The organism is Pseudomonas sp. BN414, from assembly GCF_029871275.1.
GTDB lineage: Bacteria > Pseudomonadota > Gammaproteobacteria > Pseudomonadales > Pseudomonadaceae > Metapseudomonas > Metapseudomonas resinovorans_C.
The window spans coordinates 168,703-193,212 of sequence record NZ_SSOL01000071.1; the positions used below are offsets into that span (position 1 = coordinate 168,703).

At 64.9% G+C, this 24,510-nt stretch carries 26 protein-coding genes; 8 read left to right on the top strand and 18 right to left on the bottom strand.

Going from position 1 to position 24,510, the window contains the following annotated elements:
* Positions 1-33: 33 nt before the first annotated feature.
* Entirely contained in the window at positions 34-1,032 is a 999-nt protein-coding gene (locus E8E95_RS18820; protein WP_280352710.1) for a sulfate ABC transporter substrate-binding protein, read from the top strand.
* 18 nt (positions 1,033-1,050) lie between these two features.
* On the opposite strand, the gene E8E95_RS18825 is transcribed toward E8E95_RS18820, so the two are convergent.
* Both E8E95_RS18825 and E8E95_RS18830 read right to left on the bottom strand, forming a co-directional pair.
* The gene (locus E8E95_RS18825; RefSeq protein ID WP_280352712.1) at positions 1,051-2,157 is read right to left on the bottom strand and encodes a P1 family peptidase; all 1,107 of its coding nucleotides are present in this window, start codon (positions 2,155-2,157) and stop codon (positions 1,051-1,053) included.
* Between the two features lie 15 nt (positions 2,158-2,172).
* Positions 2,173-3,537, bottom strand: coding sequence for an APC family permease (locus E8E95_RS18830; RefSeq protein ID WP_280352714.1), 1,365 nt, complete (start codon positions 3,535-3,537; stop codon positions 2,173-2,175).
* 201 nt (positions 3,538-3,738) lie between these two features.
* Here E8E95_RS18830 and E8E95_RS18835 point away from each other — a divergent pair, with 201 nt between their 5' ends.
* Both E8E95_RS18835 and E8E95_RS18840 read left to right on the top strand, forming a co-directional pair.
* The gene (locus E8E95_RS18835) at positions 3,739-4,542 is read left to right on the top strand and encodes a helix-turn-helix transcriptional regulator (RefSeq protein WP_280352716.1); all 804 of its coding nucleotides are present in this window, start codon (positions 3,739-3,741) and stop codon (positions 4,540-4,542) included.
* A 216-nt stretch (positions 4,543-4,758) separates the two neighbouring features.
* The gene (locus E8E95_RS18840) at positions 4,759-5,409 is read left to right on the top strand and encodes a hypothetical protein (protein ID WP_280352717.1); all 651 of its coding nucleotides are present in this window, start codon (positions 4,759-4,761) and stop codon (positions 5,407-5,409) included.
* 36 nt (positions 5,410-5,445) lie between these two features.
* Here the strand turns inward: E8E95_RS18840 and E8E95_RS18845 are convergent, their stop codons facing one another.
* The 11 genes from E8E95_RS18845 to ccmA form a co-directional block, all read right to left on the bottom strand.
* Complete coding sequence (locus tag E8E95_RS18845) at positions 5,446-5,994, bottom strand: DUF4124 domain-containing protein (protein WP_280352719.1); 549 nt, start codon at positions 5,992-5,994, stop codon at positions 5,446-5,448.
* 152 nt (positions 5,995-6,146) lie between these two features.
* On the bottom strand, positions 6,147-6,593 hold the full coding sequence (locus E8E95_RS18850) for a hypothetical protein (protein WP_280352721.1): 447 nt from the start codon (positions 6,591-6,593) through the stop codon (positions 6,147-6,149).
* Entirely contained in the window at positions 6,590-7,801 is a 1,212-nt protein-coding gene (gene ccmI, locus E8E95_RS18855; RefSeq protein WP_280352723.1) for a c-type cytochrome biogenesis protein CcmI, read from the bottom strand. The genes E8E95_RS18850 and ccmI overlap by 4 nt, the downstream gene beginning before the upstream one ends.
* Positions 7,798-8,286, bottom strand: coding sequence for a cytochrome c-type biogenesis protein CcmH (locus E8E95_RS18860; protein WP_280352725.1), 489 nt, complete (start codon positions 8,284-8,286; stop codon positions 7,798-7,800). Before E8E95_RS18860 ends, ccmI begins: the two co-directional genes overlap by 4 nt.
* Positions 8,283-8,819, bottom strand: a complete 537-nt coding sequence (locus E8E95_RS18865; RefSeq protein ID WP_280352727.1) for a DsbE family thiol:disulfide interchange protein — start codon at positions 8,817-8,819, stop codon at positions 8,283-8,285. The genes E8E95_RS18860 and E8E95_RS18865 overlap by 4 nt, the downstream gene beginning before the upstream one ends.
* The gene (locus E8E95_RS18870) at positions 8,816-10,789 is read right to left on the bottom strand and encodes a heme lyase CcmF/NrfE family subunit (RefSeq protein ID WP_280352729.1); all 1,974 of its coding nucleotides are present in this window, start codon (positions 10,787-10,789) and stop codon (positions 8,816-8,818) included. The genes E8E95_RS18865 and E8E95_RS18870 overlap by 4 nt, the downstream gene beginning before the upstream one ends.
* A 4-nt stretch (positions 10,790-10,793) precedes the next feature.
* Positions 10,794-11,240 carry a cytochrome c maturation protein CcmE gene (gene ccmE / locus E8E95_RS18875; protein ID WP_077521967.1) on the bottom strand — a complete coding sequence of 149 codons (447 nt, stop codon included), beginning with the start codon at positions 11,238-11,240 and terminating at the stop codon, positions 10,794-10,796.
* On the bottom strand, positions 11,237-11,413 hold the full coding sequence (gene ccmD, locus E8E95_RS18880; protein ID WP_120649971.1) for a heme exporter protein CcmD: 177 nt from the start codon (positions 11,411-11,413) through the stop codon (positions 11,237-11,239). Before ccmD ends, ccmE begins: the two co-directional genes overlap by 4 nt.
* Positions 11,413-12,165 carry a heme ABC transporter permease gene (locus E8E95_RS18885; RefSeq protein WP_077521963.1) on the bottom strand — a complete coding sequence of 251 codons (753 nt, stop codon included), beginning with the start codon at positions 12,163-12,165 and terminating at the stop codon, positions 11,413-11,415. Before E8E95_RS18885 ends, ccmD begins: the two co-directional genes overlap by 1 nt.
* Before the next feature lie 70 nt (positions 12,166-12,235).
* A complete protein-coding gene (gene ccmB, locus E8E95_RS18890; RefSeq protein ID WP_028626578.1) occupies positions 12,236-12,907 on the bottom strand; it encodes a heme exporter protein CcmB in 672 nt (223 codons plus the stop codon).
* Positions 12,904-13,539 (bottom strand): cytochrome c biogenesis heme-transporting ATPase CcmA, encoded by a 636-nt coding sequence (gene ccmA / locus E8E95_RS18895; protein WP_280352735.1) that lies wholly within the window; start codon positions 13,537-13,539, stop codon positions 12,904-12,906. Before ccmA ends, ccmB begins: the two co-directional genes overlap by 4 nt.
* A 151-nt stretch (positions 13,540-13,690) precedes the next feature.
* Between ccmA and E8E95_RS18900 the strand changes: the two genes are divergently transcribed.
* Positions 13,691-15,229 carry a flagellar hook-length control protein FliK gene (locus tag E8E95_RS18900; RefSeq protein ID WP_280352737.1) on the top strand — a complete coding sequence of 513 codons (1,539 nt, stop codon included), beginning with the start codon at positions 13,691-13,693 and terminating at the stop codon, positions 15,227-15,229.
* A gap of 121 nt (positions 15,230-15,350) precedes the next feature.
* Complete coding sequence (locus E8E95_RS18905; RefSeq protein ID WP_280352739.1) at positions 15,351-15,680, top strand: EscU/YscU/HrcU family type III secretion system export apparatus switch protein; 330 nt, start codon at positions 15,351-15,353, stop codon at positions 15,678-15,680.
* Here E8E95_RS18905 and E8E95_RS18910 read toward each other — a convergent pair.
* A complete protein-coding gene (locus E8E95_RS18910; protein ID WP_280352741.1) occupies positions 15,661-16,098 on the bottom strand; it encodes a rhodanese-like domain-containing protein in 438 nt (145 codons plus the stop codon). The genes E8E95_RS18905 and E8E95_RS18910 overlap by 20 nt on opposite strands.
* Positions 16,099-16,453: 355 nt before the next feature.
* Between E8E95_RS18910 and E8E95_RS18915 the strand changes: the two genes are divergently transcribed.
* The 3 genes from E8E95_RS18915 (at position 16,454) to E8E95_RS18925 (ending at position 21,748) form a co-directional block, all read left to right on the top strand.
* Positions 16,454-18,571, top strand: a complete 2,118-nt coding sequence (locus E8E95_RS18915; protein WP_280352743.1) for a hypothetical protein — start codon at positions 16,454-16,456, stop codon at positions 18,569-18,571.
* Positions 18,572-18,643: 72 nt separating this feature from the next.
* A complete protein-coding gene (locus tag E8E95_RS18920; protein ID WP_280352745.1) occupies positions 18,644-18,943 on the top strand; it encodes a hypothetical protein in 300 nt (99 codons plus the stop codon).
* 33 nt (positions 18,944-18,976) lie between these two features.
* A complete protein-coding gene (locus E8E95_RS18925) occupies positions 18,977-21,748 on the top strand; it encodes an HAD family hydrolase (RefSeq protein WP_280352747.1) in 2,772 nt (923 codons plus the stop codon).
* Positions 21,749-21,784: 36 nt separating this feature from the next.
* Here E8E95_RS18925 and E8E95_RS18930 read toward each other — a convergent pair whose 3' ends face one another.
* The 4 genes from E8E95_RS18930 to E8E95_RS18945 form a co-directional block, all read right to left on the bottom strand.
* Positions 21,785-22,195: a DUF2802 domain-containing protein gene (locus tag E8E95_RS18930; RefSeq protein ID WP_280352749.1), complete on the bottom strand. Its 411-nt coding sequence runs from the start codon at positions 22,193-22,195 to the stop codon at positions 21,785-21,787.
* A gap of 1 nt (position 22,196) precedes the next feature.
* Entirely contained in the window at positions 22,197-22,676 is a 480-nt protein-coding gene (locus tag E8E95_RS18935) for a chemotaxis protein CheW (RefSeq protein WP_016493839.1), read from the bottom strand.
* Positions 22,677-22,768: 92 nt separating this feature from the next.
* Positions 22,769-23,614 (bottom strand): CheW domain-containing protein, encoded by an 846-nt coding sequence (locus tag E8E95_RS18940; RefSeq protein ID WP_280352751.1) that lies wholly within the window; start codon positions 23,612-23,614, stop codon positions 22,769-22,771.
* 85 nt (positions 23,615-23,699) lie between these two features.
* Positions 23,700-24,488 (bottom strand): ParA family protein, encoded by a 789-nt coding sequence (locus tag E8E95_RS18945; RefSeq protein ID WP_280352753.1) that lies wholly within the window; start codon positions 24,486-24,488, stop codon positions 23,700-23,702.
* Between the last annotated feature and the right edge of the window lie 22 nt (positions 24,489-24,510).

The following is a 24,510-nucleotide window of genomic DNA, read 5'->3' on the forward strand; positions in this document are numbered from 1 at the left end:
TCGCCCGCTAACACTGCCCAGAAGGAACGCCTTGTGAAACGACTGTTCTCCGCCTCCCTCCTTGCCGCCGGCCTCGCCCTCGCCAGCGCCGCCCAGGCCGCGCCCACCCTGCTCAACGTTTCCTACGACGTGATGCGCGACTTCTACAAGGACTACAACGCCGCCTTCCAGAAGCACTGGAAAGAGGAAAAAGGCGAGAACATCACCCTGCAGATGTCCCACGGCGGTTCCAGCAAACAGGCCCGCGCAGTGATCGACGGCCTGCCCGCCGATGTCATCACCATGAACCAGGCAACCGATATCAACGCGCTGGCCGACAACGGCGGCCTGGTGCCGCAGGACTGGGCCGCCCGCCTGCCGAACAACAGCGCCCCCTTCACCTCGGCCACCGTATTCATCGTGCGCAAGGGCAACCCCAAGGCCCTGAAGGACTGGCCGGACCTGCTCAAGGACGGCGTACAGGTCGTGGTCCCCAACCCCAAGACTTCCGGCAACGGCCGCTACACCTATCTTTCCGCCTGGGGTTACGTGCTGAAGAACGGCGGTGACGAGAACAAGGCCAAGGAGTTCGTCGGCAAGCTGTTCAAACAGGCGCCTGTACTGGACACCGGCGGCCGCGCTGCCACCACCACCTTCATCCAGAACCAGATCGGCGACGTTCTGGTGACCTTCGAGAACGAAGCCGAAATGATCGCCCGCGAGTTCGGCCGTGGCGGTTTCGAAGTGGTCTACCCCAGCGTTTCCGCAGAGGCCGAGCCGCCGGTGACCGTGGTCGACAAGGTCGTGGACAAGAAAGGTACCCGCGCTGCCGCCGAGGCCTACCTCAAGTACCTGTGGAGCGACGAAGGCCAGACCATCGCCGCCAACAACTACCTGCGTCCGCGTAACCCGGAGATCCTCGCCAAATACGCCGATCGCTTCCCCAAGGTGGAATTCCTCTCCGTGGAGAAAACCTTCGGCAACTGGCGCGACGTACAGAAGACCCACTTCAACGACGGTGGCATCTTCGACCAGGTCTACACCGGCCAGTAAGCCTCCAACCTGCCCGCATCAGCGGGCAGGTTTCCCCTTCCAGCCCTGTGCTTTCAGGGCCTCCAGCAATGTCTCCCCATCCAGCGCCGGCACTCGCCGTCCATCCGTGCAGACCATCTCGCGTCCGGCCAGCAGCGCATTGACGATGGCCTCTTCCACCGCTTCCGCAGCCGCCGCGAACAACGGCGAAATGTGATTGTTGTTGACCATGGCGAGTGGCGTGCTGAACGGCAGGTCCTTGCGTGCATAGTCCGCAGCAGGCATATCCCGGTTACCGGTGGCGAAGGCGAGGAAGATATCCCCACTGGAATCCTCGGTACCGCCACCGGTGCGGGCGATGCCGATGGAGGCGCGCTGGGCCAGGCGCTGGCACTGGTGCGGCAACAGCGGCGCATCGGTGGCCAGGATGACCACGATGGAGCCCATTCCGGGGGTGTCGCGCTCGGCGAAGGGCGACTCGATCTCCCGCAATACCCGGCCGACCGGATAGCCATCCACCCGCAACTCCTGGCGCACGCCGTGATTCGCCTGCACCAGGGCGCCCACGGTCCAGCCGCCCTGCTCTGCGGTGAGACGCCGGGAAGCGGTGCCAATACCTCCTTTGAACTCATGGCAGATCATGCCGGTGCCGCCACCGACAGGCCCTTCGGCCACTTCGCCGGAACGCGAATCAGCCAACGCCGCCTGCACCTGTGCCGGCCCGACATGCTGGCCCCAGATGTCGTTCAACAAACCGTCGTAGGTTTCCATCACCACCGGCATGCACCAGTACACGGCATCGCCGGCCGCCTCCCGCTCGGCAGCCACCAGTGCATCGCGCACCACGCCGACGCTATGGGTATTGGTGATCGCGATCGGCGTGGTCAGCAGTCCCGCCTCGCGAATCCATTCCAGGCCGGTGGCATCGCCATTTCCGTTGAGTACGTGGCAGCCGGCGAAGCAGGGCTGCTCGCGCGCCGAACCATCCCGGGGCTGCACCACCGTCACACCGGTGCGCACCGGCTTGCCGCCGCGCTCCTCGCAGATCGTGCTGTGTCCAACCCGCACGCCCGGTACATCCGTGATGGCGTTGAATTCACCCGGCGTACCGAGTCCGATGGTGATACCAAGTTGACGCGCGCGCATAACGACTCCTGTGACTCAGAGTTTCTGGAAAGCCGGGCTGAATTTGCCGTAGGTGCCATAGAGGATGGCCGACACCGCCAGCAGCCCGAAGATGATCAACAGATCCTGGCTGGACGCTTCCTGCACCAGGTTGAGCAGCAGATACCCCGCGCCGGTGACCGCCAGCAGGGCCGGCAGTGGCCAGAGCGGCATGCGGTAGCTGTGCTCCACATCACGCCGCAGCACGCGACTGAAGAGCGCGCAGAGTCCGACGATCAGGTAGACGAGGACGATCAGTAGCACGGTGAACGAGGTCATCTCCGCCAGGTTGGAACTGAAGCTGAGCAACGCCGACGGCACGGCCAGGAACAGCGTGGCGAGCCAGGGCGACTCCCAGCGTGGATGGATGCGGGTGAAGGCGCGATTGAGGGATGGCATCCACAGCTCGTCGCGGCCGCTGCTGAAGATCACCCGACCGATCTGGATGACGATAGCGATGATGGCGTTGAACACGGAGAGGAAAATACCGGCGCTGACCAGCCGCGACAGCGTCTCGTTGCCATGACTCATGAGCAGGTAGCCGATGGGGTCGGGACTGGCGATCATCTCCGTCAGCGACGGTGCCCCGATAAGGATCGCGGTGAGCGGGACAAGTTCGATGGCGACCACCAGCAACAACGACCAGAGCACCGCACGCGGAACCCCTCGACCGCCGCACTTCATGTCTTCGGCCATGAGCACTGCGCCACCGAAACCGTTGTAGGAAAACAGCGCCATGCCGACTGTGCTGAGCACCAGCGCCATGGGCGCCACGCCCAGTACGCCGTTGTCGACGACCTGAGGATGCAACAGCACGCTGGCCGGCTGCGTGGCATTGCCAAAACCGAGCGCGACAATCACCAGCAGGGCCGCCACTTCCAACAGCAGGCAGGCGCCCGTGACCCAGGCATTGAGCTTGATGTTGAGGATGCCCAGCAGGTAACTGGCCCCCACGACCACCAGGGCGACCAGTTGCGAATCGAACTGCGTACCGAGCGCGACGTTGAGGTAGGTCGCAGTGCCAGTGGCCAGCACCGGCGGGATGAACAGCAGCATCGCCAGCACCATGAGGAAGGTCGCGTAGCCAGGCAGGCCACCGAACACGCGCTTGGCGTAGACGTACTCACCGCCGGCGGACGTGTGGGCACGACCCAGTTCCGCGTAGCACCAGGCGAACATCAGCGCCAGCACGCCGGCCAGCACGAATGACAGGAAGGCACCGCTGCCAGCCTGCTGGATGGCAAAAGGCGCAATGACAAAAACCGAACTGGCGGGGGTGACACTCGAAACGGTGATGGCAACTACGTCGGCAGTGCTCAATCTGGGCTTGAGCACGCCGTTCTCGGGGGACGTCGCGGGCATATCCTGATCCTCTGGTTGTTATTGGTGATTGAGGCAGTAGGAATCTGTGAGCTGCGTCGCCTGATCGGGACGCTGTCGTTGTGGGCAGATTCTCGGCAGTGGCTCAGGACACGCCAATCACCCTATTGGAGTACGCCCCTTGACGATGCCCGCCCCGGATCAGCCAAGCTTGGCTACCCCATCACCCGATCGGAGAACCGGATGGACAGTCTGTTCAGGGAGGCCGCCCTGCACGCCGGCCTGGGTCGCGCAATCGGACAGCTCGGCGGTGACCGCTTCTGGAAGCAGCTCATCCTGCTGCTGCACCAGTGGCTGCCCTTCGACAATGCCCTGGCCACCTTCTACCCCAATGACGGCGCGCCCCAGCCCCTGGAGGAATACGACGCGGAGCCGCAAGCCGGGCCGGCCTCCATGCCGGTTTACCTGGACGGCCTGTACCTGCTCGACCCCTTCTACCAGGCATGCCGCGAAGGCCTGCCCAATGGTTTCTACCGGCTGGAGGAGATAGCTCCGGACCATTTTCGCCAGAGCGAGTACTACCTGAACTACTTCCACGACAACGTGCTGGAGGACGAGGTGCAATTCATCGTCCAGCTGGAGAGCCGGGGCAGCCTGTCTTTATCGCTGGGCATGCGCCGTCGCTTCAGCGCTGAGGAGTGCGGCATGCTGGGGATGCTGTCGGGATGGGTCCTGGCGCTGATGGAACAACACTGGTTGCAGAGTACCCACGTTCCCTTGCTGACCCGACAGGATGAAGTGGCCTCGCAGGTCCGCGACGCCCTGAGCCAGTTCGGCGCCGGCGTGCTGTCGGACCGGGAGTTGGAGATTGCCCGGCTGATCCTTCGGGGTTATTCGTCCAAGGCCATGGCCGAGCGGCTGGCGATCTCACCGGAAACGGTGAAGGTGCACCGTCGGCATCTCTACGCCAAGCTGGACATCTCTTCCCAGCCGGAGCTGTTCTCGCTGTTCATCCAGGCCCTGGGGCACGACCCGGAAAACCCCTGATCCGCTGGCGCTTTTCCCACGCCCCCGGCCGGCGCTCGCTCATCCCCGAAAGCACAAATTGGAACGATCGTCACCCTATATTCATTTGACTCTAATAATTATTTACAAATAACATCACCGCCCCTGCGGTAATGATTCTCGATTATGAGCCGCAGCAACCCGCGTTTCTGCAGACGCGGGACGGGGATAGCGATTTCATAGAACAAGAGACAAAGCATGGAATTCTTTCACCTGGTCACTGCTCTGCTGAAGCAGGAGGCCAACCTCGAACTGGTGCGCCTGGCGGTCGTCTACATGCACCTGATCGCCTGCTGCGTGGCAGTTGGCCTGGTGGTCACCAGCGACCTCGCCATGGCAAGGCAACTGCTGCGAGGCGACGACTCCGCTCATTGCCGGCCGTCCCACCTGAAATCCCTGCAACGCACCATTTCCCTGGCCCTGCTGGTGCTCTGGGTGACGGGCGCCGCGATCATCCTGCTGGACATGTCCGTGAAGGGCTGGACCTACCTGCTCAATCCCAAGTTGCAGGCCAAGGTCCTGATCGTTGCACTGCTGACCGTCAATGGCATGCTGCTGCATCGCGCCGTACTGCCCGCCCTGGCACGCGCCGGCTCGCTGCTGGCTCTGCAGCCCGCAATGCGCAGTCTGACGATGTTCGCCGGCACGGTTTCGGCGGTGTCCTGGTTCTACGCGGCGCTGCTCGGCGTAGGGCGGCCACTGGCGTGGAAGTACAGCCTGGCCGAACTGATGGTGGCCTATCCGCTGCTGATCATCGCCGGCTACGGCGCCATGCGTTTACTGGTCGCGCTGGCCCGCAAGCGCAGCCGGGCAGAAGTCATCACCACCTCCCTCCCCGACCACCAGTAATTCTCTCGCCTCGGGGCGCTCATGCGCCCCGGCAGCTTATCGGAACGTCTCCGCCCACTCGGCGAACTGCATGCATTGGCCGAATGTCAGCACGTCCTGCGTGTCCGCCAGGCAATCGATGGAAACCCGGCTCTTCTCGCTGGCGACGTACTCGCTCACGCATTCACGCTCATTGCGCTTCAGGCCCTTGTAGAAGTCGTCCATCTTGAACATCGCTTTGTCGAGCTGGTTCTGGGTGATCTTCTGCTTGCGCACTCCATCGCGGCCGAGTTTCTGCGTTTCGTTGATCAGGGTGGGCATGCGCGCGATGGCCGTGGAGCACTGCTGCAGTCCCTTCTGCTGGAGCTGGGCAGGGGTGGGCAATGGCTTCTGTGTCTCAGGGTCGGCGGACGGTTCCGGCGGTTTCGGGGGAAGCGAATCCATGCTGTTCACCTGGAGGTTCTCGCTCTCCACCGCGCGGCTCTGAGGCGGCGGGGTATCGGTGAAATGCAGCTTCCCATCGGCATCGCGCCACTGGTAGACCTGGGCGGCAAGGGGTTGCGCCAGCAGCACGGCGATGGCGGCAAAAGCAAGACGGGGCAGCATCCACGAGCTCCTAGATAGCGCAGTGCCAGCACACTACATAAGGTGCTCGTCGGCGGCAACTATCGGGGGCGGTGATGTGCAGTGCGTCCCGTACGGTCCGGCACGGGGAAGGGATATGGAGCGGGTTGTAGGCCCGCTCCTTGACGCCAAAATCAGCGGAAATGCCGACCCAGGCCTGCCGGGACGCCACTGGCATCGGTGGGTTGCCAGGGCCCCTGCGGGCCATTGGAGTAGCTCCAGCCATTGTCCCAGCGATAGTAGACGCGCTCGCGATAGAACACGTTGCGCTCACCTTCGAGTACATAGACGCCCAGGCCGGTGTCCCAGTAGCAGTTACCACCGGGTGGCGGCGCAAAGCGCGGATGGGCCTTCATGCGCGGAGCCTGCTTGGGAGGCTGCGGCTGAACCGGCGGCAGGGGTCGACTCTGCGGCGGCGGAGTCTGAACCGCTGGCGGCTTGCGGGAAGGTTCCCACACCGGCTCTTCGGGCTCTTGGTAGGGGCCCTGGCCAGCACAGCCGGCCAGGGTCAGGAGGAGGCAGATCAGGGGCAGGCCGAAGCGGGTGCTCGGCGCTGCCGGAAACGCGGTGTGGATGGTCATTTCTTGTCCGGGCTGTCGATGGTCAGTCGTTGGGTATCCGACGTACCAGTAGACAGCGGCGAACTGCTTCCTATCCATTCACCTGCGGTCGCATTGCCACTACGGGAAATCCGGGCGACCAGTTGTACCTGCGGGAAGTTGGACAGCTTGAGCTGCGGCATCATCGCGTCCGCGTCGCTCAGGCTGACTTCCACCGGCAGGTCCGCCACGGTCATGCGCTTGACCGCCAGCGGCATGGGCGGGCCCGAGGTGGCGCGGGCGAAGATGAACACGCTGTCGCCGGGCTGCACCTTGTCCTTGAGGTCGGCCGCCAGATCGACATGGACCTTGAGCTGGGCACCGGTCGGCGCCGGCGCCGCGGCCGGTTCTTCGACAGCCACGCCGCTCTCCTTGAGTTTTTCGCGCGCCTTGTCGATCCCACCCTGCAGGGCGCCACGGGACGGATCATCGGCCGGCAGCTGGGTGATCAGGCGTTCCCAGTAGGTGATCGCGTCCTGGAAGCGGCCTTCCTCGAAGCCGGCGATGCCGAGCAGTCCAAGGCTGGTGATCTCGTTGGGATCGGCCTTCAGGGCCTCTTCGGTGAGCGCCTTGACCTCGGGGGTCAGCTTCTTCTGGCTGGCGAAGTACAGGGCCTGGGCCCACTGGCCGAGCAGTTCGGGCTCGCGGCCGCCACGCTTGACGGCCTGCTCGTAGGCACGTGCGGCATCCGCCGGGCGATCCTGCGCCATGTAGGTACGGCCGAGGAAGTACCAGCCTTCGGCGGACTCCGGTTGCGCCTCGACCACGCGCTCCAGGCGCGAAGTCATTTCCTCGATGCTGCGCGGTTGCTCGCGCAGCTCACGGGTCAACTCCACCTTGCTACTGGCGCCCCAGTGCAGGTAAAGGCCGAAACCCAGTGCCGGAACAAGTATCGCGGCCACCAACGGCAGGGCCTTGCCCAGGCGCGAAACGCGGCCGTTGTCGGCACCTTCGGTATCGGCCAGCAATTCACGGGCAGCTTCCGCACGGCCGGCTTCGAATTGCTCGGCGGTCAGGGTGCCGGAGGCATGCTGGGAGTCCAGTTCGTCCAGGCGCTCCTGATAGAGGGCGACGTTAAGGGAGGTGCGGTCTTCCTCGGTCTGGGCCTTGCGGCCGCGCAGCACGGGGATCAGCAGGAAAGCCAGGGCGACCAGCAGGAGCAGGCCGGCGGCGAGCCAGAAATCGATCATGAGTCTTTCTTGTCCTGGTTCTCGGAGTTCAGCAGGGCGTCGAGACGGGCCTGCTCATCGGCGGAAAGCAGCACCTGCGCGGGGCTGTTCTCCACCCGGCGACGGCGCACGACGATGATGCCCAGCACCACCAGCCCACCGACCAGCAGGCCGGCAGGGCCGTACCAGAGCAGCAGCGTGCGGGTGTTGATCGGCGGCTTGTAGCGCACGAAGTCGCCGTAGCGCGCAACGAGGTAGTCGACGATCTCGTCGTTGCTCTTGCCCTCTTCCAGCATGCGGAAGATTTCCCGCCGCAGGTCGGTGGCGATCGGAGCATTGGAGTCGGCGATGTTCTGGTTCTGGCACTTCGGGCAACGCAGTTCTTCGGTCAGGACACGGAAGCGCTCGCGCTCGGCCTCATCCTTGAACTGGTAGGTGTCGATGGCGGCCTTGGCGACTCCGGTCAGGGCCAGCCCCAGCAGGGCAGCGGCGATCAGGCGCTTCATTTGCCGCCCTCGTCCACCATGGACTGGTACAGCGGGGCCAGTTGTTCGCGCCAGACCACTTCGTCGATCACACCGACGAATTTGTGGCGAATGATGCCGTCCTTGTCGATCAGGAAGGTTTCCGGCGCGCCGTAGACGCCCAGGTCCAGGCCGAGGCTGCCCTGCTCGTCGCGAATGTCCAGCTGATAGGGGTTGTGGAACTCCTTCAGCCATTTCAGCGCGGCGGCATTGTCATCCTTGTAGTTGACGCCGTAGATGGTCACGCCCATCTGCGCCAGCTTGTTCAGTACCGGGTGCTCCACGCGGCAGGAAACACACCAGGTGCCCCAGACGTTGACCAGCGCCGGCTTGCCCTTGAGGTCAGCCTCGGTGAGGGTGCGCTCGCCGGTCACGTTGGGCAGCGAGAAGGCCGGGAACGGCTTGCCGATCAGCGCCGAGGGCAGCTCGGCCGGATCGAGGAACAGTCCGCGATACAGGAACAGCGCGATGGCAAGGAAGCCCAGCAGGGGCAGGACGAGGATCAAACGCTTCATGCTTGGGCTCCAGCCATGCCCAACGCCTCACGGACGCGGGTCTTCACTTTCACGCGGTAGCGACGATCGAAGGCTGCCAGCAGGCCGCCCAGGCCCATCAGCAAGCCGCCCAGCCAGATCCAGCGGACGAAGGGCTTGACGTGTACGCGTACGGCCCAGGCTCCATTGTCCAGGGGTTCGCCGAGCGCGACGTAGAGGTCGCGGGTGAATCCGGCGTCGATGCCGGCTTCGGTCATCACGGACTGCTGCACGGTGTACAGACGCTTCTCCGGATGCAGCACCGATACCTGTTTCTCGCCTTCGTAGACGATCACGGTGCCCTTGTCGGAGGTGAAGTTGGGGCCTTCATGGTGCGCCGCGCCCTCGAAGAGGAAGCGATAGCCGCCCAGCTCCACCGATTCGCCAGGTGCCAGGCGCAGGTCGCGCTCGGCGCTGTACTGACTGGAGAGCACCACGCCCAGGGCGCAGACGGCGATACCGGCGTGGGCCAATTGCATGCCCCAGTAGCTACGGGTCAGGCCAGCGGCACCCTTGAGCAGGCCCTTGTGGCGGGTCTTGTCGAGCAAATCCCGGACGCCGGCCAGCACGACCCAGGCAGACAACGCGCCCACGGCCAGCACCGCCCAGTGGAAGTCGCCATAGAAGAAGGCGGCCAGCACACCCAGCAGCAGGCTACCGATCAGCACCGGACCGAGCATGCCCAGCAGCCATTTCACCGGGGTGTCCTTCCAGCGCACCAGCACGCCGACAGCCAGGGCCAGCATGACGAGGCCCATCAACGGCACGAACAGGGCATTGAAGTACGGCGGGCCCACCGACAGCTTGGCGCCGGACAGGGCGTCCAGCACCAGCGGGTAGAGGGTGCCGAGCAGGATCATCGAGGCCGCCACCACCAGCACCAGGTTGTTCACCAGCAGCAGGGTCTCGCGGGACCAGAGGGCGAAGCCCACCTGGCTCTTCACTACGGGAGCACGCACCGCGAACAACGCCAGTGAACCGCCCACGACCAACAGCAGGAACGCCAGGATGAACACGCCGCGCTCCGGGTCGGAGGCAAAGGCGTGCACCGAGGTCAGTACACCGGAACGGACCAGGAAGGTGCCCAACAGACTGAGGGAGAACGCCGCAATGGCCAGCAGCACGGTCCAGCTCTTGAACACGCCGCGTTTCTCGGTCACCGCCAGTGAGTGAATCAGCGCGGTCCCCACCAGCCAGGGCATGAAGGAAGCGTTTTCCACCGGGTCCCAGAACCACCAGCCGCCCCAGCCCAACTCGTAGTAGGCCCACCAGGAGCCGAGCACGATACCCACGCCGAGGAAGGCCCAGGCGATGATGGTCCACGGCCGCGACCAGCGCGCCCAGGCGGCGTCCAGACGACCGCCGAGCAGCGCGGCGATGGCGAAGGCGAAGGCCACCGAGAAGCCCACGTAGCCCATGTAGAGCATCGGCGGGTGGACGATCAGTCCAAAGTCCTGCAGCAGCGGGTTGAGGTCATTGCCGTCGGCCGGCATGTTCGGCAGCAGGCGATTGAACGGGTTGGAGGTGACGATCAGGAACAGCAGGAAGCCGATGCTGATCATCCCCATTACGGCCAACACACGGGCCAGCATTATTTCCGGCAGTTGCCGGGAGAAGATCGACACGGCGAAGGTCCAGCCCCCGAGGATCAGCGCCCACAGCAGCAGCGAACCTTCGTGGGCACCCCAGACGGCGCTGAACTTGAAGTACCAGGGCAGTGCACTGTTGGAGTTGCTGGCGACGTAGGCGACGGAGAAGTCGTCCACCATGAACGCGTAGGTCAGGCAGCCGAAGGCGAAGGCCAGGAACGCAAATTGTCCCCAGGCGGCCGGCTGCGCCAGGCTCATCCACTGGCGGTCACCGCGCCAGGCGCCGATCAGCGGCAGCGTTGCCTGCACGAGCGCCATGCACAGGGCAAGAATCAGGGCCAGGTGGCCGAGTTCGGGAATCATCAGGTCAGCCCTCCTTCTTCGGGAGTTGGCCACTTTCCTTGAGGGCCTTGGTCACTTCCGGCGGCATGTAGTTTTCGTCGTGCTTGGCCAGCACTTCGTCAGCCACCAGCACACCATCGCCATTCAGCTTGCCGAGGGCGACGATGCCCTGCCCTTCGCGGAACAGGTCGGGAAGGATGCCGTGGTAACGAATGGTCACGCTCTTGGCGAAATCGGTGACGACGAACTGCACGTCGAGGGAGTCGCCGCTGCGTTGTACCGAGCCCTTTTCCACCATCCCGCCAGCGCGGATGCGGGTGTCTTGCGGGGCCTCGCCGTTGGCGATCTGGGTGGGGGTGTAGAACAGGTTGATGTTCTGTTGCAGCGCGGAAAGCGCCAGCGCCACGGCAATGCCCACGCCCGCCACGATGGCGAGGATGATGAACAGGCGCTTCTTGCGAACCGGATTCACTTCGACTCCTCCCGGCGCAAACGGCGCGCCTCGTCTTGCAGATAACGGCGCCGCGCAATCAGCGGCATGGCGACGTTGATGGCCAGTACCACCAGGCTGATGCCGTAAGCGGTCCAGACATACAGGCCATGGTTACCCATGGCGAGAAATTCGGTGAAGGAAGAAAAACTCATCAGACCTTACCCACTTGTGCCTGAATCTCGGCCTTGGCCCAGCTGGCGCGGGACTCGCGCCGGAGCACCTCCAGGCGCATGCGCATCAGCATCACGGCGCCGAAGAAGCAGTAGAAGCCGAGCACCATGATCAGCAGCGGCACCCACATTTCAGCGGGCATGGCTGGTTTCTCGGTGATTTTGAAAGTCGCCGGCTGGTGCAGGGTGTTCCACCACTCCACCGAGTACTTGATGATCGGGATGTTGATCACCCCGACGATGGCCAGCACCGCGCAGGCCTTGGCGGCGCTGTCACGATTGCTGATCGCCTGGCCGAGGGCAATCACTCCGAAGTACAGGAAAAGGAGGATGAGCATCGACGTCAGTCGAGCATCCCACACCCACCACGCGCCCCAGGTCGGCTTGCCCCAGATGGCGCCGGTCACCAGGGCCACGAAGGTCATCCAGGCGCCGATGGGCGCGGCGGCCTGCAGGGCGACATCGGCGATTTTCATCTTCCAGACCAGGCCGACCACCCCACAGACGGCGAGCATGATGTAGCAGGACTGGGCGAGGAAAGCCGCCGGCACGTGGATATAGATGATGCGGAAGCTGTTGCCCTGCTGGTAGTCCGGCGGCGCGAAGGCCAGCCCCCATACCAGGCCGAGGGTGATCAGGATCACCGCGCCCCAGGCGAACCAGGGCAGCCAGCGCCCGCTGATCTCGTAGAACCATTTCGGCGAGCCAAGCTTGTGGAACCACGTCCAGTTCATTGGGGCCACCTGCTCGGCGCTTGGGCCTGTTCGGACATCGGCAGTTTTCTCATCAGGGCAACTCTATTTCTTATTCACCGACGCTGATGGTCAGGCCGGCGGCAATGGCAAAGGGTGTCAAGGTCACCGCCAGGGCAGTGAGGCTCGCCAGCCACAACAGGTGGCCAACGGTCGGCAATCCTTGCAGCGCCGCCTGCAATGCCCCGCTGCCGAGAATCAGCACCGGGATGTACAGCGGCAGGATCAGCAGCGCCAGCAGCAGGCCGCCGCGCTTGAGTCCTACGGTCAGTGCAGCGCCAACGGCGCCCAGCAGGCTCAAGACCGGGGTACCGAGCAACAATGAGAGCAACAGCACCGGCAGACAACGCGCAGGCAAACCGAGCATCAGCGCCAGCAGCGGCGCCAGCAGTACGAGGGCCAATCCAGAAAAAAGCCAGTGTGCCAGCACCTTGGCCAGGACAAGAAGCGGCAGGGGGTGCGGCGAAACGACCCACTGTTCGAGGGAGCCGTCTTCGAAATCACTGCGGAAAAGCCCGTCCAGCGAGAGCAGCACGGCCAACAGGGCCGCTACCCAGACCAGACCGGGAGAAAGGCTTTGCAACAATTGGGTCTCGGGGCCAACGGCCAGCGGGAACAATGCGACCACTATGGCGAAGAACACCAGCGGGTTGGCCAATTCCGCCGGACGGCGTACCAGCAGGCGGGCTTCGCGGGCGACCAGCAGGGTGAAGACGTTACTCATGCGCGGCGCTGCCCCAGGTCGAGTTCGCGATAACCGGCGGGCACCTGACCCATGGTGTGGTGGGTGGTGAAGACAATCAGGCCGCCCTGCTCACAGTGCGCCGCAAGATGCGCTTCGAGCTGGGCGACGCCCTGCTTGTCGAGGGCGGTGAAGGGTTCATCGAGAATCCACAGCGGCGGCGCGTCCAGGTACAAGCGTGCCAGGGCGACACGGCGCTGCTGGCCGGCGGACAGGGTGTGGCAGGGCACATCCTCGAAACCCCGCAATCCGACCGCGTCCAGTGCCCGCCAGATGGCGTCGCGCTCGGCGGGTTGGTGAAGCGCGCAGAGCCAGCGCAGGTTTTCTTCCGGAGTCAGCAAGCCCTTGATGCCGGCAGCATGACCGATCCACAGGAGGTTGCGCGCCAGTTCGCTGCGCTGGCTGGCCAACGCCTTGCCATTCAGGCGAACTTCCCCCGCGGTGGGCTGCATCAGACCGCAGAGCAGACGCAGCAGGCTGGTCTTGCCGCTGCCATTGGGACCGGCGACCTGAAGCATCTCGCCACGGGACAACTGCAGGTCCAGCCGCTCGAACAGCAGGCGCCAATCCCGCTCGCAGGCGAGGGCCACGGTCTCGAGATAGGGACTGGTCACGGCATGGGTACCCGGGATGTATTCAAGTCAGGAAGGTGCCGGCCGCTATACTGGAGAACCCCAAGGCTCGCGGCCGGCCCGGACGGGGCGGCATTATACATGCCATCTCTCACCCCCGAAGCCAGCTTTTTCGACAGGTTGTAACCCCTTCATGACCGAGATCAGCGGCGCGCGCCCTCTCCCGCCCAGCCAGCCCGTCTCCCGCCCCGTGCAGAACGCGGCGGACATGGCGCTCAAACTGCTCCAGCCTCTGGACGGACTGCTGACCGCCGGCGAAAGCGCCGACGCCGAAGTGATCGCCCTCAAGGAAACCGCGCAGAGCTTCCAACTGCTGCTCAAGCTGACCCTGGCCAACGGCACTCAGACCACCCTGGAAGCCAGCAGTACGCGCCCTCTGGCCCAGGGCAGCCTGCTCAACATCACGGCGCTTTCGGATACCCGTCTGGCCATGGCCCTGAAAGGCGGCGAACGCGCCCTCGGCAGCCTCGACCTCGATCTGCTGCCGGTGGGCACCCTGATCCAGGGCAAGGTCCTGACCAGCGAACTGGCCGCCCAGGGCAAGGCCCAGGCGGCGGTCTATAAAGTGCTGGTCAATGTACTCAACACACCACTGGCCGGTAGCCAGCTGAGCATCGAAAGCCCGCGCCCGCTGGCCATCGGCAGCCTGCTCAGCGCCCAGGTCCAGGGCAGCCAGATGCTGCAGTTCCTGCCTCTGGCCGCACAGCTGGATCAGCTCGAACTCACCCAGCAACTGGCCGGGCAACAAAGCCGCCAGAGGTCCCTGGACGCCTTGATCGGCGCGCTGCAGAGCACCAGCCGGGACAACCTGCCGGAAAACCTGCGCGCGGCCATGGACAAACTGCTCGGCGCATTGCCCGACATCCGCCAGCTGGGCGACCCCAAGGTCCTGGCTGCCGCCCTGGAAAACAGCGGTGCCCTGCTGGAGGCGCGGCTCCTCGCCGGGCAAACCGGCTCCCTACCCCAGGACTTCAAGGCCAACCTGCTGCGCCTGGTCGCCCAGTTGCTACCTGCCTTGCCCACGCCCGGCAGCCTGCCGACCACCGGCACCAGCAACGCCATGGCCCAGGCCCTGCCAGCCTTCATTCGCAATGCCCTGGGTGCCCTCGGCCAGGCCAATGCCCGCCAACAGGCGCTGAGCTTCCCCCTGCCGTCGCGCCTGGCGCAGGCCGCCGAGGAAGAAGGCGACCTGGAAACCCTGCTCAAACTGGCTGCCGCCGCCGTTTCGCGGCTGCAGACGCACCAACTCTCCAGCCTCGCCCAGACCCAGGTAACGCCCGAAGGTAACCTGCTGACCACCTGGCAGCTCGAAGTGCCGATGCGTAACCAGCAGGACATCGTCCCGTTGCAGATCAAGTTGCAGCAGGAACAGGAAGGCCGGCAGGAAAAGAACGAGCGCAAGGAAAGCCTCTGGCGGATCGAACTGGCCTTCGACCTGGAGCCTCTCGGCCCCTTGCAGGTGCAGGCGCAACTGGCGCAGGGCAGCCTGTCCAGTCAGCTGTGGGCGGAGCGTGCCGACACCGCCGGATTGATCGGCCGCGAACTGCCGAACCTGCGTGAGCGCCTGCAGGCGGCGGGCCTCACTGTTGGAGAACTGGCCTGCATCCAGGGGCAACCGCCACGCGGCCAGCGCACCACACTCGAACAACGCTGGGTAGACGAAACCGCATGATTCCAACGCCCTTGCATGCGTTCAGCCTTGTCGGCTGCGCACCCAATTCCTCGCCGTACTGTTCGTACTGTCTCGTCGCTGCTTGCTTGCCTTCGCGCTGCACATTTGCAAGGAAGCCGGAATGAGCAAGAAACCGCGCCAGGCCATTGCCCTCTCCTATGACGGTACAAATGCTCCCAACCTGACCGCCAAGGGCGACGACGAGCTGGCCGAAGCCATCCTCGCCATTGCCCGCGAATACGAAGTGCCCATCTACGAGAACGCCGACCTGGTGCGTCTGCTGGCCCGGCTGGAACTGGGCGATGCGATCCCCGAGCCGCTCTACCGCACCATCGCCGAGATCATCGCATTCGCCTGGTACCTGAAGGGCAAATGCCCGGACGGCTTCGACCCTGACGCTGAACGTGACGTCACCCCTGCCCTGCCCCTGCTCAACGCTCCGGATCACTGAGCACCAGGCGCTCACCCGCCAATCCCTTGCCCTGGGGGAAATCCTGCAACTGCCAGGCGAAATAGCCTTCGCGGAAGTAGAAGACCTGCCGATAGCCCCAGCTCACGGCCATCTTCACCGCCTGGGCGCCATGGGGGCAGACCTCGCTATCGCAATAGATCACCAGGGGAATCTGGCGCGGCCATTGCGGTTGGGCCAGGTCGCTGAACCGATCGAGCAGGTCGAGGTGCAGGGCGCCATGGATATGGCCCCAGGTCCATTCGCGCGTGGGTCGTATATCGATGAAGATCGCGCCGCGCTCGTACAGGTAACGTGCTTGCAACACATTGACCGTCATTGCGCCCTCTACTTCCATGGGGGCTTCCTGGGCTTGCAGACAGGACACCAGGCAGAACAACAGAACTGGAAGTAGACGCATCGCCGGACCTCCCCGGAGAGAAGCCCCGGAATTTCAGCTTAGGCCAGTCCGACCCGCTGGAACCGACCTGCGCGGAACCGCCCGACGACAGGCTAAGAACCCACCGCGCTAACCCGCAGCAGGACAGCTTCGAAATTGCTGGAACCCGCGTACCAAGCGGGTTTCAGGCGATGAGTGGCGTTTTACAGACGTCGCCTCCGAACCATACTTTTGACGTCATGCGATTGTCGCTGTGCATGACCAGACCTCATCGAAGGAGACAACATCAAGGGCACCGTACCGGAAGTGCAGTCGCTCGCGTGCAAGCTGGATTCCACGGGCAGGGTGCGCCCCTTGTTGAATAGGAGTGTTCAACGTGTCCAACCTGCCAGATCAAAACAACATCCCTCCCATGCCCGACCTGATCCCGCCGACGCAGGAAGACGGTCCCACGCCCTCCCCCACCGCGCTCAACCCCAACCTGCCCCTGGCCATACCGGGCCGCTTCACCCTGCCGCCCATCCGCAGCGTGCGCGCCGGCTGCTGGCTACTGAACTACAAGCCGAGCGGTGCGCCGCTGGTGTCCTACGACGGGACCCTGCGCGTGGAGAGCCACAGCGACGGCCGCACCGCCAGCGGCGACCTCTACCAGCGACCGGTGATCTTCCTGCCGATTCCCATCCCCTTGCCCTTCCCGGTCCTCCAGGGGCAGCCGATAGTCACCCAGGACCTGCAACTCAAGCCGATCCTCCTCGCCGGGCCCAATCCCGCTTCGGGCATCCCGATCCTGGCGCGCTCGCGCTATCGCTACTACGTCCGGGTCACTGCGCTGCCCGAGTACTTCTATCTCGGCAACAGCTTCGGCCTCAGCTTCCAGCTGTACCGGTTCACCGCCCCGAACAGCTGGGCGCTGGAGTCCACCCTCACCGCGCAGATGACGCGGATGACCGCGCCAGCCGGCTACCCCTCGTCCTCCGACTACGCCGAAGGCGATGTGAAGAACGCCGCCAACACGGTGGTCGGACGCCTCACCATGGGCTGGCTGTCGGCCTACTTCCGCCGCTGCAGCGTCGAGATCGACACGGTGTCCGGCTCCGAACGTCCCACCAACAGCGGTATCGGCCACACCTGGGCGACCGTGATGGACGCCGTCGGCTGGCAGACCGCGGTGAACCTCAGCGATACCAATGTCGCCGAACCGTCGGGCAATTCGTGGTCCGATGCCGAAATGCACGCGGCGATGCTGGCACGCCGTGCGGTGGTGAACCTCGACAGCGAATGGCGCTACCACATCCTCGCGGTGAAGAACATCGACTCCACGCCGCGCGGGATCATGTATGACGCCAGCGGAACCGACTCCAACAACGTTCCCCGCGAAGGTATCGGCATCGCCTCGCACTGGACCATCGCTGCTGGCTGGGGCACGGTCAGCGGCCAGCGTTTCGGCACGGCGGCGGCGCCGTACTTCCGCACCGCGGTCCATGAACTGGGGCACGCCATGGGCCTCTACCACAACTTTGCCGACCACGGTTTCATGTGCACCAGCGATGTCATCGCTTCCGCCGGTACACCTGCGACGCCGTTCCCCAGCAACATCCAGTGGTCCTTCAACCCGGACAACCTCAAGCAGTTGCGTCACTACCCCGATCCCTTCGTGCGCCCGGGCTCGGTGGCCTTCGGTGGTGCGTCCACCAGTACCCCGAGCATCACCCCGACCGACCTCGAAGCCGAAGTCTTCGGGCTGGCCGTGGAAGTCGCACCGCTGCTCGGCGAAGTGCCGCTGGGAGCCCCGGTGCGTGTCGGCGTAGCCCTGGTCAACCAGGGCGACCAGCCGGTCCGGGTGCCGGCGACCCTGAGCCTGAAGAGCGACTTCGTCAGCGGCACCGTCACCGATCCGGCCGGCAGCGTGCGCAGCTTCCGGACCCTGGTGCACTGCATCGAGGATCGTCCGTTCCGGGTACTCCAGCCCGGCGAGCGCCTCGAAGACTCCATGACCCTGCTGCGGGGGGCCGAGGGCGCGCTCTTCGGCGTGCCCGGCATCCATGAAGTCCGGGTCGAAGTGCACTGGGAAATCGACGGCATGGTTGCCCACGCGGCCGGTAGCTCGACCGTGATGGTCACCGCAGCGGTGGATGCCCGCCACGCTGAAGCGGCGCACAAGGTGCTCGTCACACCCGACCTGCACCTGGTGCTGGCCCTGGGCGGCGACCATCTGGGCGACGGCCTGGATGCGCTGGATGCGGCACTCGACTCGGCGGTATTGCGGCCGCACTTCGCCGCTGTCGCAGCCAAGCGCCTGGCGCGTCGCTTCCTCAAGCGCAAGCCTGACGTCAAGGCTGCGGTGGCCTTGCTCGAAGACGATGCCGTGATGAGCGACGCCGAGCGCAGCAAGCTGGCTGCGCTGATCGACGACGCTGGCGGTGCGGCCACCAAGGACCTGGCCAAGGCACTCAAGGGCAAGTCCAAGTCGACCACGCTGGTACGCGCCAAGTAACGCGCTGCAGAAAGGTGGAGCGCCGGCCCCGGCCGGCGCGCCCCCCGAGCGATTCACCAAGGAGCCACGAAAATGACGGAAGCGGACCTGCGACTGGTCGGCCAATGGCATCGGAGTTCCGCGGACGCCGGTGCAATCGGCTATGCCGGCTACCTGCGCTTCGCGGCCGACGGACTCTATGCCGGCCAGGCTGATCCCCCCGGCGCTTTCACCTGGTGGGACGGCGGCACCTGGGCAACCCGGGCACCGGGGCAGCTCGCGCTGTCCACCGCCAATGACGCCATCGTCACCTACAGCTACGAACTGGATCGCGACACCCTCACCATCACCGATGCCTCGGGCAACGCGGTCATCTATCGCCGCGTCGTCTGAGTCGCCGACCTGAATCATTGCCAGGAGGGCGATATGCCAGGCCCCTACCCCACTACGGTCTACTTCGACCTGGGCGACACCCTGGTCACCACCATCGGCGGCGTGCGCCAGCGCTATGCCGACACCCTGGACTGCCTGCAGATCCTCAAGGCACGCGGCTATCGCCTGGGTCTGCTGAGCAATCAAGCGGCCGGCACCAGCGTCACCTCCATCCAGTCACAGATGGAAGCATTGCGGTTGGCCGGTTACATCGAGCCCGGGCTGATCACACTGTCCACCGAGATTCCGGGCAACGTCGGCAAACCGGCGCAGCCCATCTTCGACCTGGCCCTGCTCAAGGCAGGGCATGGCGAGGCCAGCGAACGCGCCATCTTCATCAGCGAATCAGCAGCGGACGTGCTTGCCGCGCGCAGTTTTGGCTGGCGCGCGATCCGTAAGCGCAATGGCGGCGCCTGCCTGCCCGGCGATGGTGAGTGCGTGGCCAACCTCGCCGGCTTGCTCGAGCGCTTGCCGCCCCTGGCTGACATCGTCGGTAGCAACCTCGACCTGGCGCCACCGCCCCGCCTGGTGGATGGCCTCTGGGCGGTTCCGCTGGACATCGTGCGGATCGACGCCGCGCTGACGTTCGATGCCGCCACCCAGCAGGCCAGCGGCGATGCGACCCTGGAGTTTCGCCTGGGCGTCAATGCCGGCTGCCCCATCTTCGACCTCCGCCAGACACCCACCGGCGCCTGGCTGGATGGCACACCCATCCCGTTGGCCGAGATAGCCGCACACGACTTCGGCGGCGGCGCACATGCCAGCCTGCGGGTGCTGGCCCGGGTGCTGGAGGCCGGCAGCCTCCACAGCCTGCGCCTGACCTACGCCGTCGGCCTGCCCCAGGCCTCCACCGCCGGCTCCTATCAGCCGCAGGTCACCTGGAGCGCCGGCCCGAGGCTGGTGTTCAACTTCGGCTTCACCGATCTGGGTGCGGGACGCTATCTGGAGGCTTTCGTCCCGGCCAACCTCATCTACGACCAGTTCGAACTGGACCTGGAACTGCAACTGCTGAACACGCCGGTGGCCCATACCCCCATCAGCAACGGCACGATCAGCCCACTGGGTAGCAATCATTGGCGCATCACTTTTCCATCGCGCAGCACGGCCTTCTCACCGCTGCTCGAGCTGCGACCAGCCAATAGCCTGCAGAGCGCCACCTTCGACACCCTGCTTCCGGTCTCGGGCAGTGCAATGACCGTGACAGCCTGGAAGCTCAGCAGCAGCCCGGTGGATATCGCCGCCCAGGCCGGCGCCATCGCCGGTTTTCTCGTGGACAACGAGAACAGCTCCGGGCGTTACCTGCATGGAGGACGCTTCACCGCCTTCATCCATCAGGGCGGCATGGAGTACGACGGCGGCACCACCAGCGGCACCGGCGCATTGCGCCATGAGGCATTCCACAGCTGGTGGGCGCGCGGCCTGAAGCCGGCGAGCCAGCCCGACGCCTGGTTCGACGAGGCCTGGACCGTCTACCACGGCAACGGAGCCGGGGGTGTTCAGCCCTTCGACTTCAGTGCGCCTGCCCTGGCCCTGTGTCCGCGCAATCCCTGGGTGCGGGTCACCCATCTCGATGCCTATGGCGCCGGCGAACGACTCTGGAAAGGCATCGCGGCGCTGACCGGGGCGGCAGCCCTGCGCGACCAGATGCGCGCCTTCTACCTGGCTCGTCACGCCCGCCCGGTGCTCAGCGAGGACCTCGAATGCCACCTGCTGGCGAGCACGGGGCAGCCCGATTGCGTAGATGCATTCCATCGTTTCGTCTATGGCTTCGCCGACCCATCGCCCGTGCCGGACCTCTGGCTGCGCGACGATGCTGCCGACCCCGGCGGCAACGATTGGCCCGGCCGCTTCTGGGACTCTCCCGACCTCTGGGTACGCAACCGTGACGACAATGGCCTGGAGCACCAGAACCTGGAATACGGCCAGGACAACTGGATTCACGCTCGTGTGCGCAATCGCAGTGCCACGGCGATCGCGCGCCATCTGGTGGTCAGCTTCAACGTCAAGCAGTACGCCGGCAGCCAGTTCACCTACCCCGCCGACTTCCTACCTGCTGTGACGGCGGCCGCCGCCTTCGACCTGGGGCCTGGGGAAAGCCGCATCCTCAAGGCACGCTTGCCCCGCTCGGCGATTCCTCCCGTCGGCAGCCATCCCTGTCTGCTGGCCAGCGTCTTCACCCGCTTCGATCGGCCACAGGCCGGGCGTCATGTCTGGGAGCAGAACAACCTGGCGCAGAAGAACCTGACGGTGGTCGACCTGGCGCCGAACGCCTGGATCGTGTTGCCGCTGCTGGCCATCAACCTGCGGCCGCGGCGCGCGTTGACCGTGCAGCTTGAACTGGTGCGACCAAAGGGCCTGGAAGGCTTGGCTGCAAGCCTGATTCTGGATAAACGTGCCCTCGCGCCCGGATTACGGAGCAACGCCCTGGCACTGCCCACGCCTCCTAGATTGCAGGACTCCACGCGCCTGGATTGCTCCTGCGGTGAGCGCAGCGACGGAGCGCACTCAAACCCGGCAGTGCTCACCAGCCATGCAGCGGAGCGGCTGGCCGAGCAATTTCCGGGAGCATTGGAGCTGGCCTGGGCACAGGGTGAACGCGCGCAAATACCCGTCCTGCTGCGACCCTCGGAGGCGCTGCGTGTCGGCCTGCGCATCCAGGTGCCGAATGCGGCGAAGCGCGGTTCGCGTTTCACCATCGATCTGTTGCAGCGGGAAAATGGCAAGCTGGTTGGCGGCGTGGCACTGGAGGTACGGGTGAGCCGGTAACCGGCTGGAGGGGAATGAGTCTGCGGTCCGGCGAACTCAGTCGTGATCCTTGCGGGCCTGGTGAAGCTTGCTCACCAGTTCGGCTTCGGCCTTGGTCAGGCCGCAGGAATGGGTGAGGTCGTCGACGCTGGCGCCGAGACCAACCAGGCGCGCCGCCTGGGAGAAGGACAGGCTGGTGGGGTCACGCTGCTCCATGCGGCTCAACTTGTCCGGCAGGGGCGCGACCACGCGGCGAAGCTCCTGGAGGTCTTCGCCCATGCGCACACTGCCCTCGAAATAGGCTTCGAGGCGGCGCCCCAGCTCCTTGAGTTTCTGATCGCGCACTGCGTCGCGCTTGGCTTGCGCCTCCACTTCCTGGCGCAGGCGCTTGGCCAGCCAGTAGCACGTCCAGCCCAGGCCGATGCAGGCCAGGGCCAGGACCACCGCGAGCAGCGCAATCCAGATCAACTCAGATGCTCTCCAGCTCGGACCACTCTTCTTCGCTCATCATCTTGTCCAGCTCGACGAGGATCAGCAGTTCGCCGTTCTTGTTGCAGACGCCCTGGATGAACTTGGCGGATTCGTCGTTACCGACGTTGGGTGCAGTCTCGATCTCCGACTGCCGCAGGTAGACGACCTCGGCCACGCTGTCGACGAGGATGCCCACCACCTGCTTGTCCGCTTCGATGATGACGATACGGGTGTTGTCCGTCACCGGCGCCGGGCCGAGGCCGAAACGCTGGCGGGTGTCGATCACCGTCACCACATTGCCACGCAGGTTGATGATGCCCAGCACGTAGCTCGGCGCCCCCGGCACCGGCGCGATTTCGGTGTAACGCAGGACTTCCTGCACCTGCATTACGTTGATGCCGTAGGTTTCATTGTCCAGGCGGAAAGTCACCCATTGCAGGATGGGATCTTCGGCACCTTGAGCGGACGATTTCTTCATGTTCCCTAGCCTCTCTTGAGCCACCCTGGGCGGCGTTCGCGGGTTGACCCGCTGTTGTGTTCATGGCGCTCCGTACGGCACGGAGGCACCTTTCAATTCAGTGTCATGTGCCTGATGGCACCGCTGGCGATCAGCTCGGCAAGGGCCGAGACGTCCAGCAGCGCGCACATGTGTTCAATCACGGTACCGGCCAACCAGGGCCTTTGGCTACGCTGGCTGCGCCATTTGATTTCGTTCGGGTCCAGGCGGATGGAGCGGCTGACCTGATGAACCGCCAGCCCCCACTCGTAGCCCTGCACCGAAATCACGTACTGCAGCCCCTCGCGGAAATCGTCGCGGTAGCGTTCGGGCATGACCCAGCGCGCGGTATCCAGCACCTTCAGGTTCCCCGCCTGGCACGGCAGTATGCCGAGGAACCAGTCCGGCTGCCCGAACAACGGCGTCAGCTCCTGCCCGGCCAGCGGGTAGATGGAGCCAAGGGATACCAGCGGAACGGCCAGCGTCAGGCCGGCGACATCGAACAGCAGGCACTCGAAGGGTTCCTCGCCCCATGCAGGACGCCCTCCGGCGACGAGCGCGGGAACATCGGACTGGAGCGTGCCCGGCATACCGAGTTCCACCAGCGCTTCAACGCGCGCCAGCACGGGCTCCGGCTCGGCCTCGATTGCAGCCGGCATGAAGGCTTCGGGCTCCAGGACCAGCAGCGGCTCGACTTCCGGCTCAGATACCACCACGACCGGAGCGGCCAGAGGCTCGGGCGCAGCTTCCAGCACCTGAGTCAGGCGTGCGTCACGTACCTGCTCTTCCAGCACCGCGGCTTCGAACTCTTCCCGGCTGATGCTTTCGGCCAGCTCGACCGAAGCCTCATGCAGCAACGCATCCAGGTAGGACTGCAGGGCCAGTTGCGGGCGGGTGGCGGTGGCGAGGGGACGACTCATGTTGGAAACCCACGGGATTGATCTGTAGAGCCTATCGGCAGGCGGCGCACTTCACTTGAGCTCCAGCAGTCGACATTGCAACGCATCAGGCTACCTGGGCTGCCAGTTGCTGGCCGAGCAGGTGCTTGAGCAAGGCCCGGTAGGCGATCACGCCCCGGCTGTTGCCATCGTACTGCGAGGGTGTGACGCCGGCGCGGCTGGCATCCCGCAGACGGGTATCCACCGGAATGTAAGCCTGCCAGAGGGTTTCCGGGTAGTTGTTGCGCAGCACCTTGAGGGTGTTGAGCGATGCCTGGGTGCGGCGGTCGAACAGGGTCGGCACGATGGTGTAGGGCAGCGCCTGCTTGCGCGAGCGGTTGACCATGCTCAGCGTGCTGACCATGCGCTCCAGGCCCTTCACCGCAAGGAATTCGGTCTGTACCGGGATCACCAACTGCTGACTGGCCGCCAGGGCGTTGACCATCAGCACCCCGAGCAGTGGCGGGCTGTCGATGATGGCGTGGTCGAACTGCTGCCAGAGTTGCGCCAGGCTCTTGGCGATCACCAGGCCGAGGCCATTCTGCCCGGGCGACTGGCGCTCGAGGGTCGCAAGCGCCGTGCTGGATGGCAGCAGGGAAATGCGTTCGTGGCTGGTCTGCAGCAGCAGCTCGCGCGGCAGACCGTCGGGTACGCCCCCCTGGTTCAGGAACAGGTCGAAGCAGCTGTGTTCCAGCGTGTCCGGGTCATGCCCGAAATAGCTGGTCATCGACCCGTGGGGGTCGAGGTCAACCACCACGACACGCTTGCCGGCATCCGCCAGCAGGCCCGCCAGGGCGATGGATGTGGTGGTCTTGCCGACTCCACCTTTTTGGTTGGCTACTGCCCAGACTCTCATCTTCTTCATCCTCCCGGCTGCG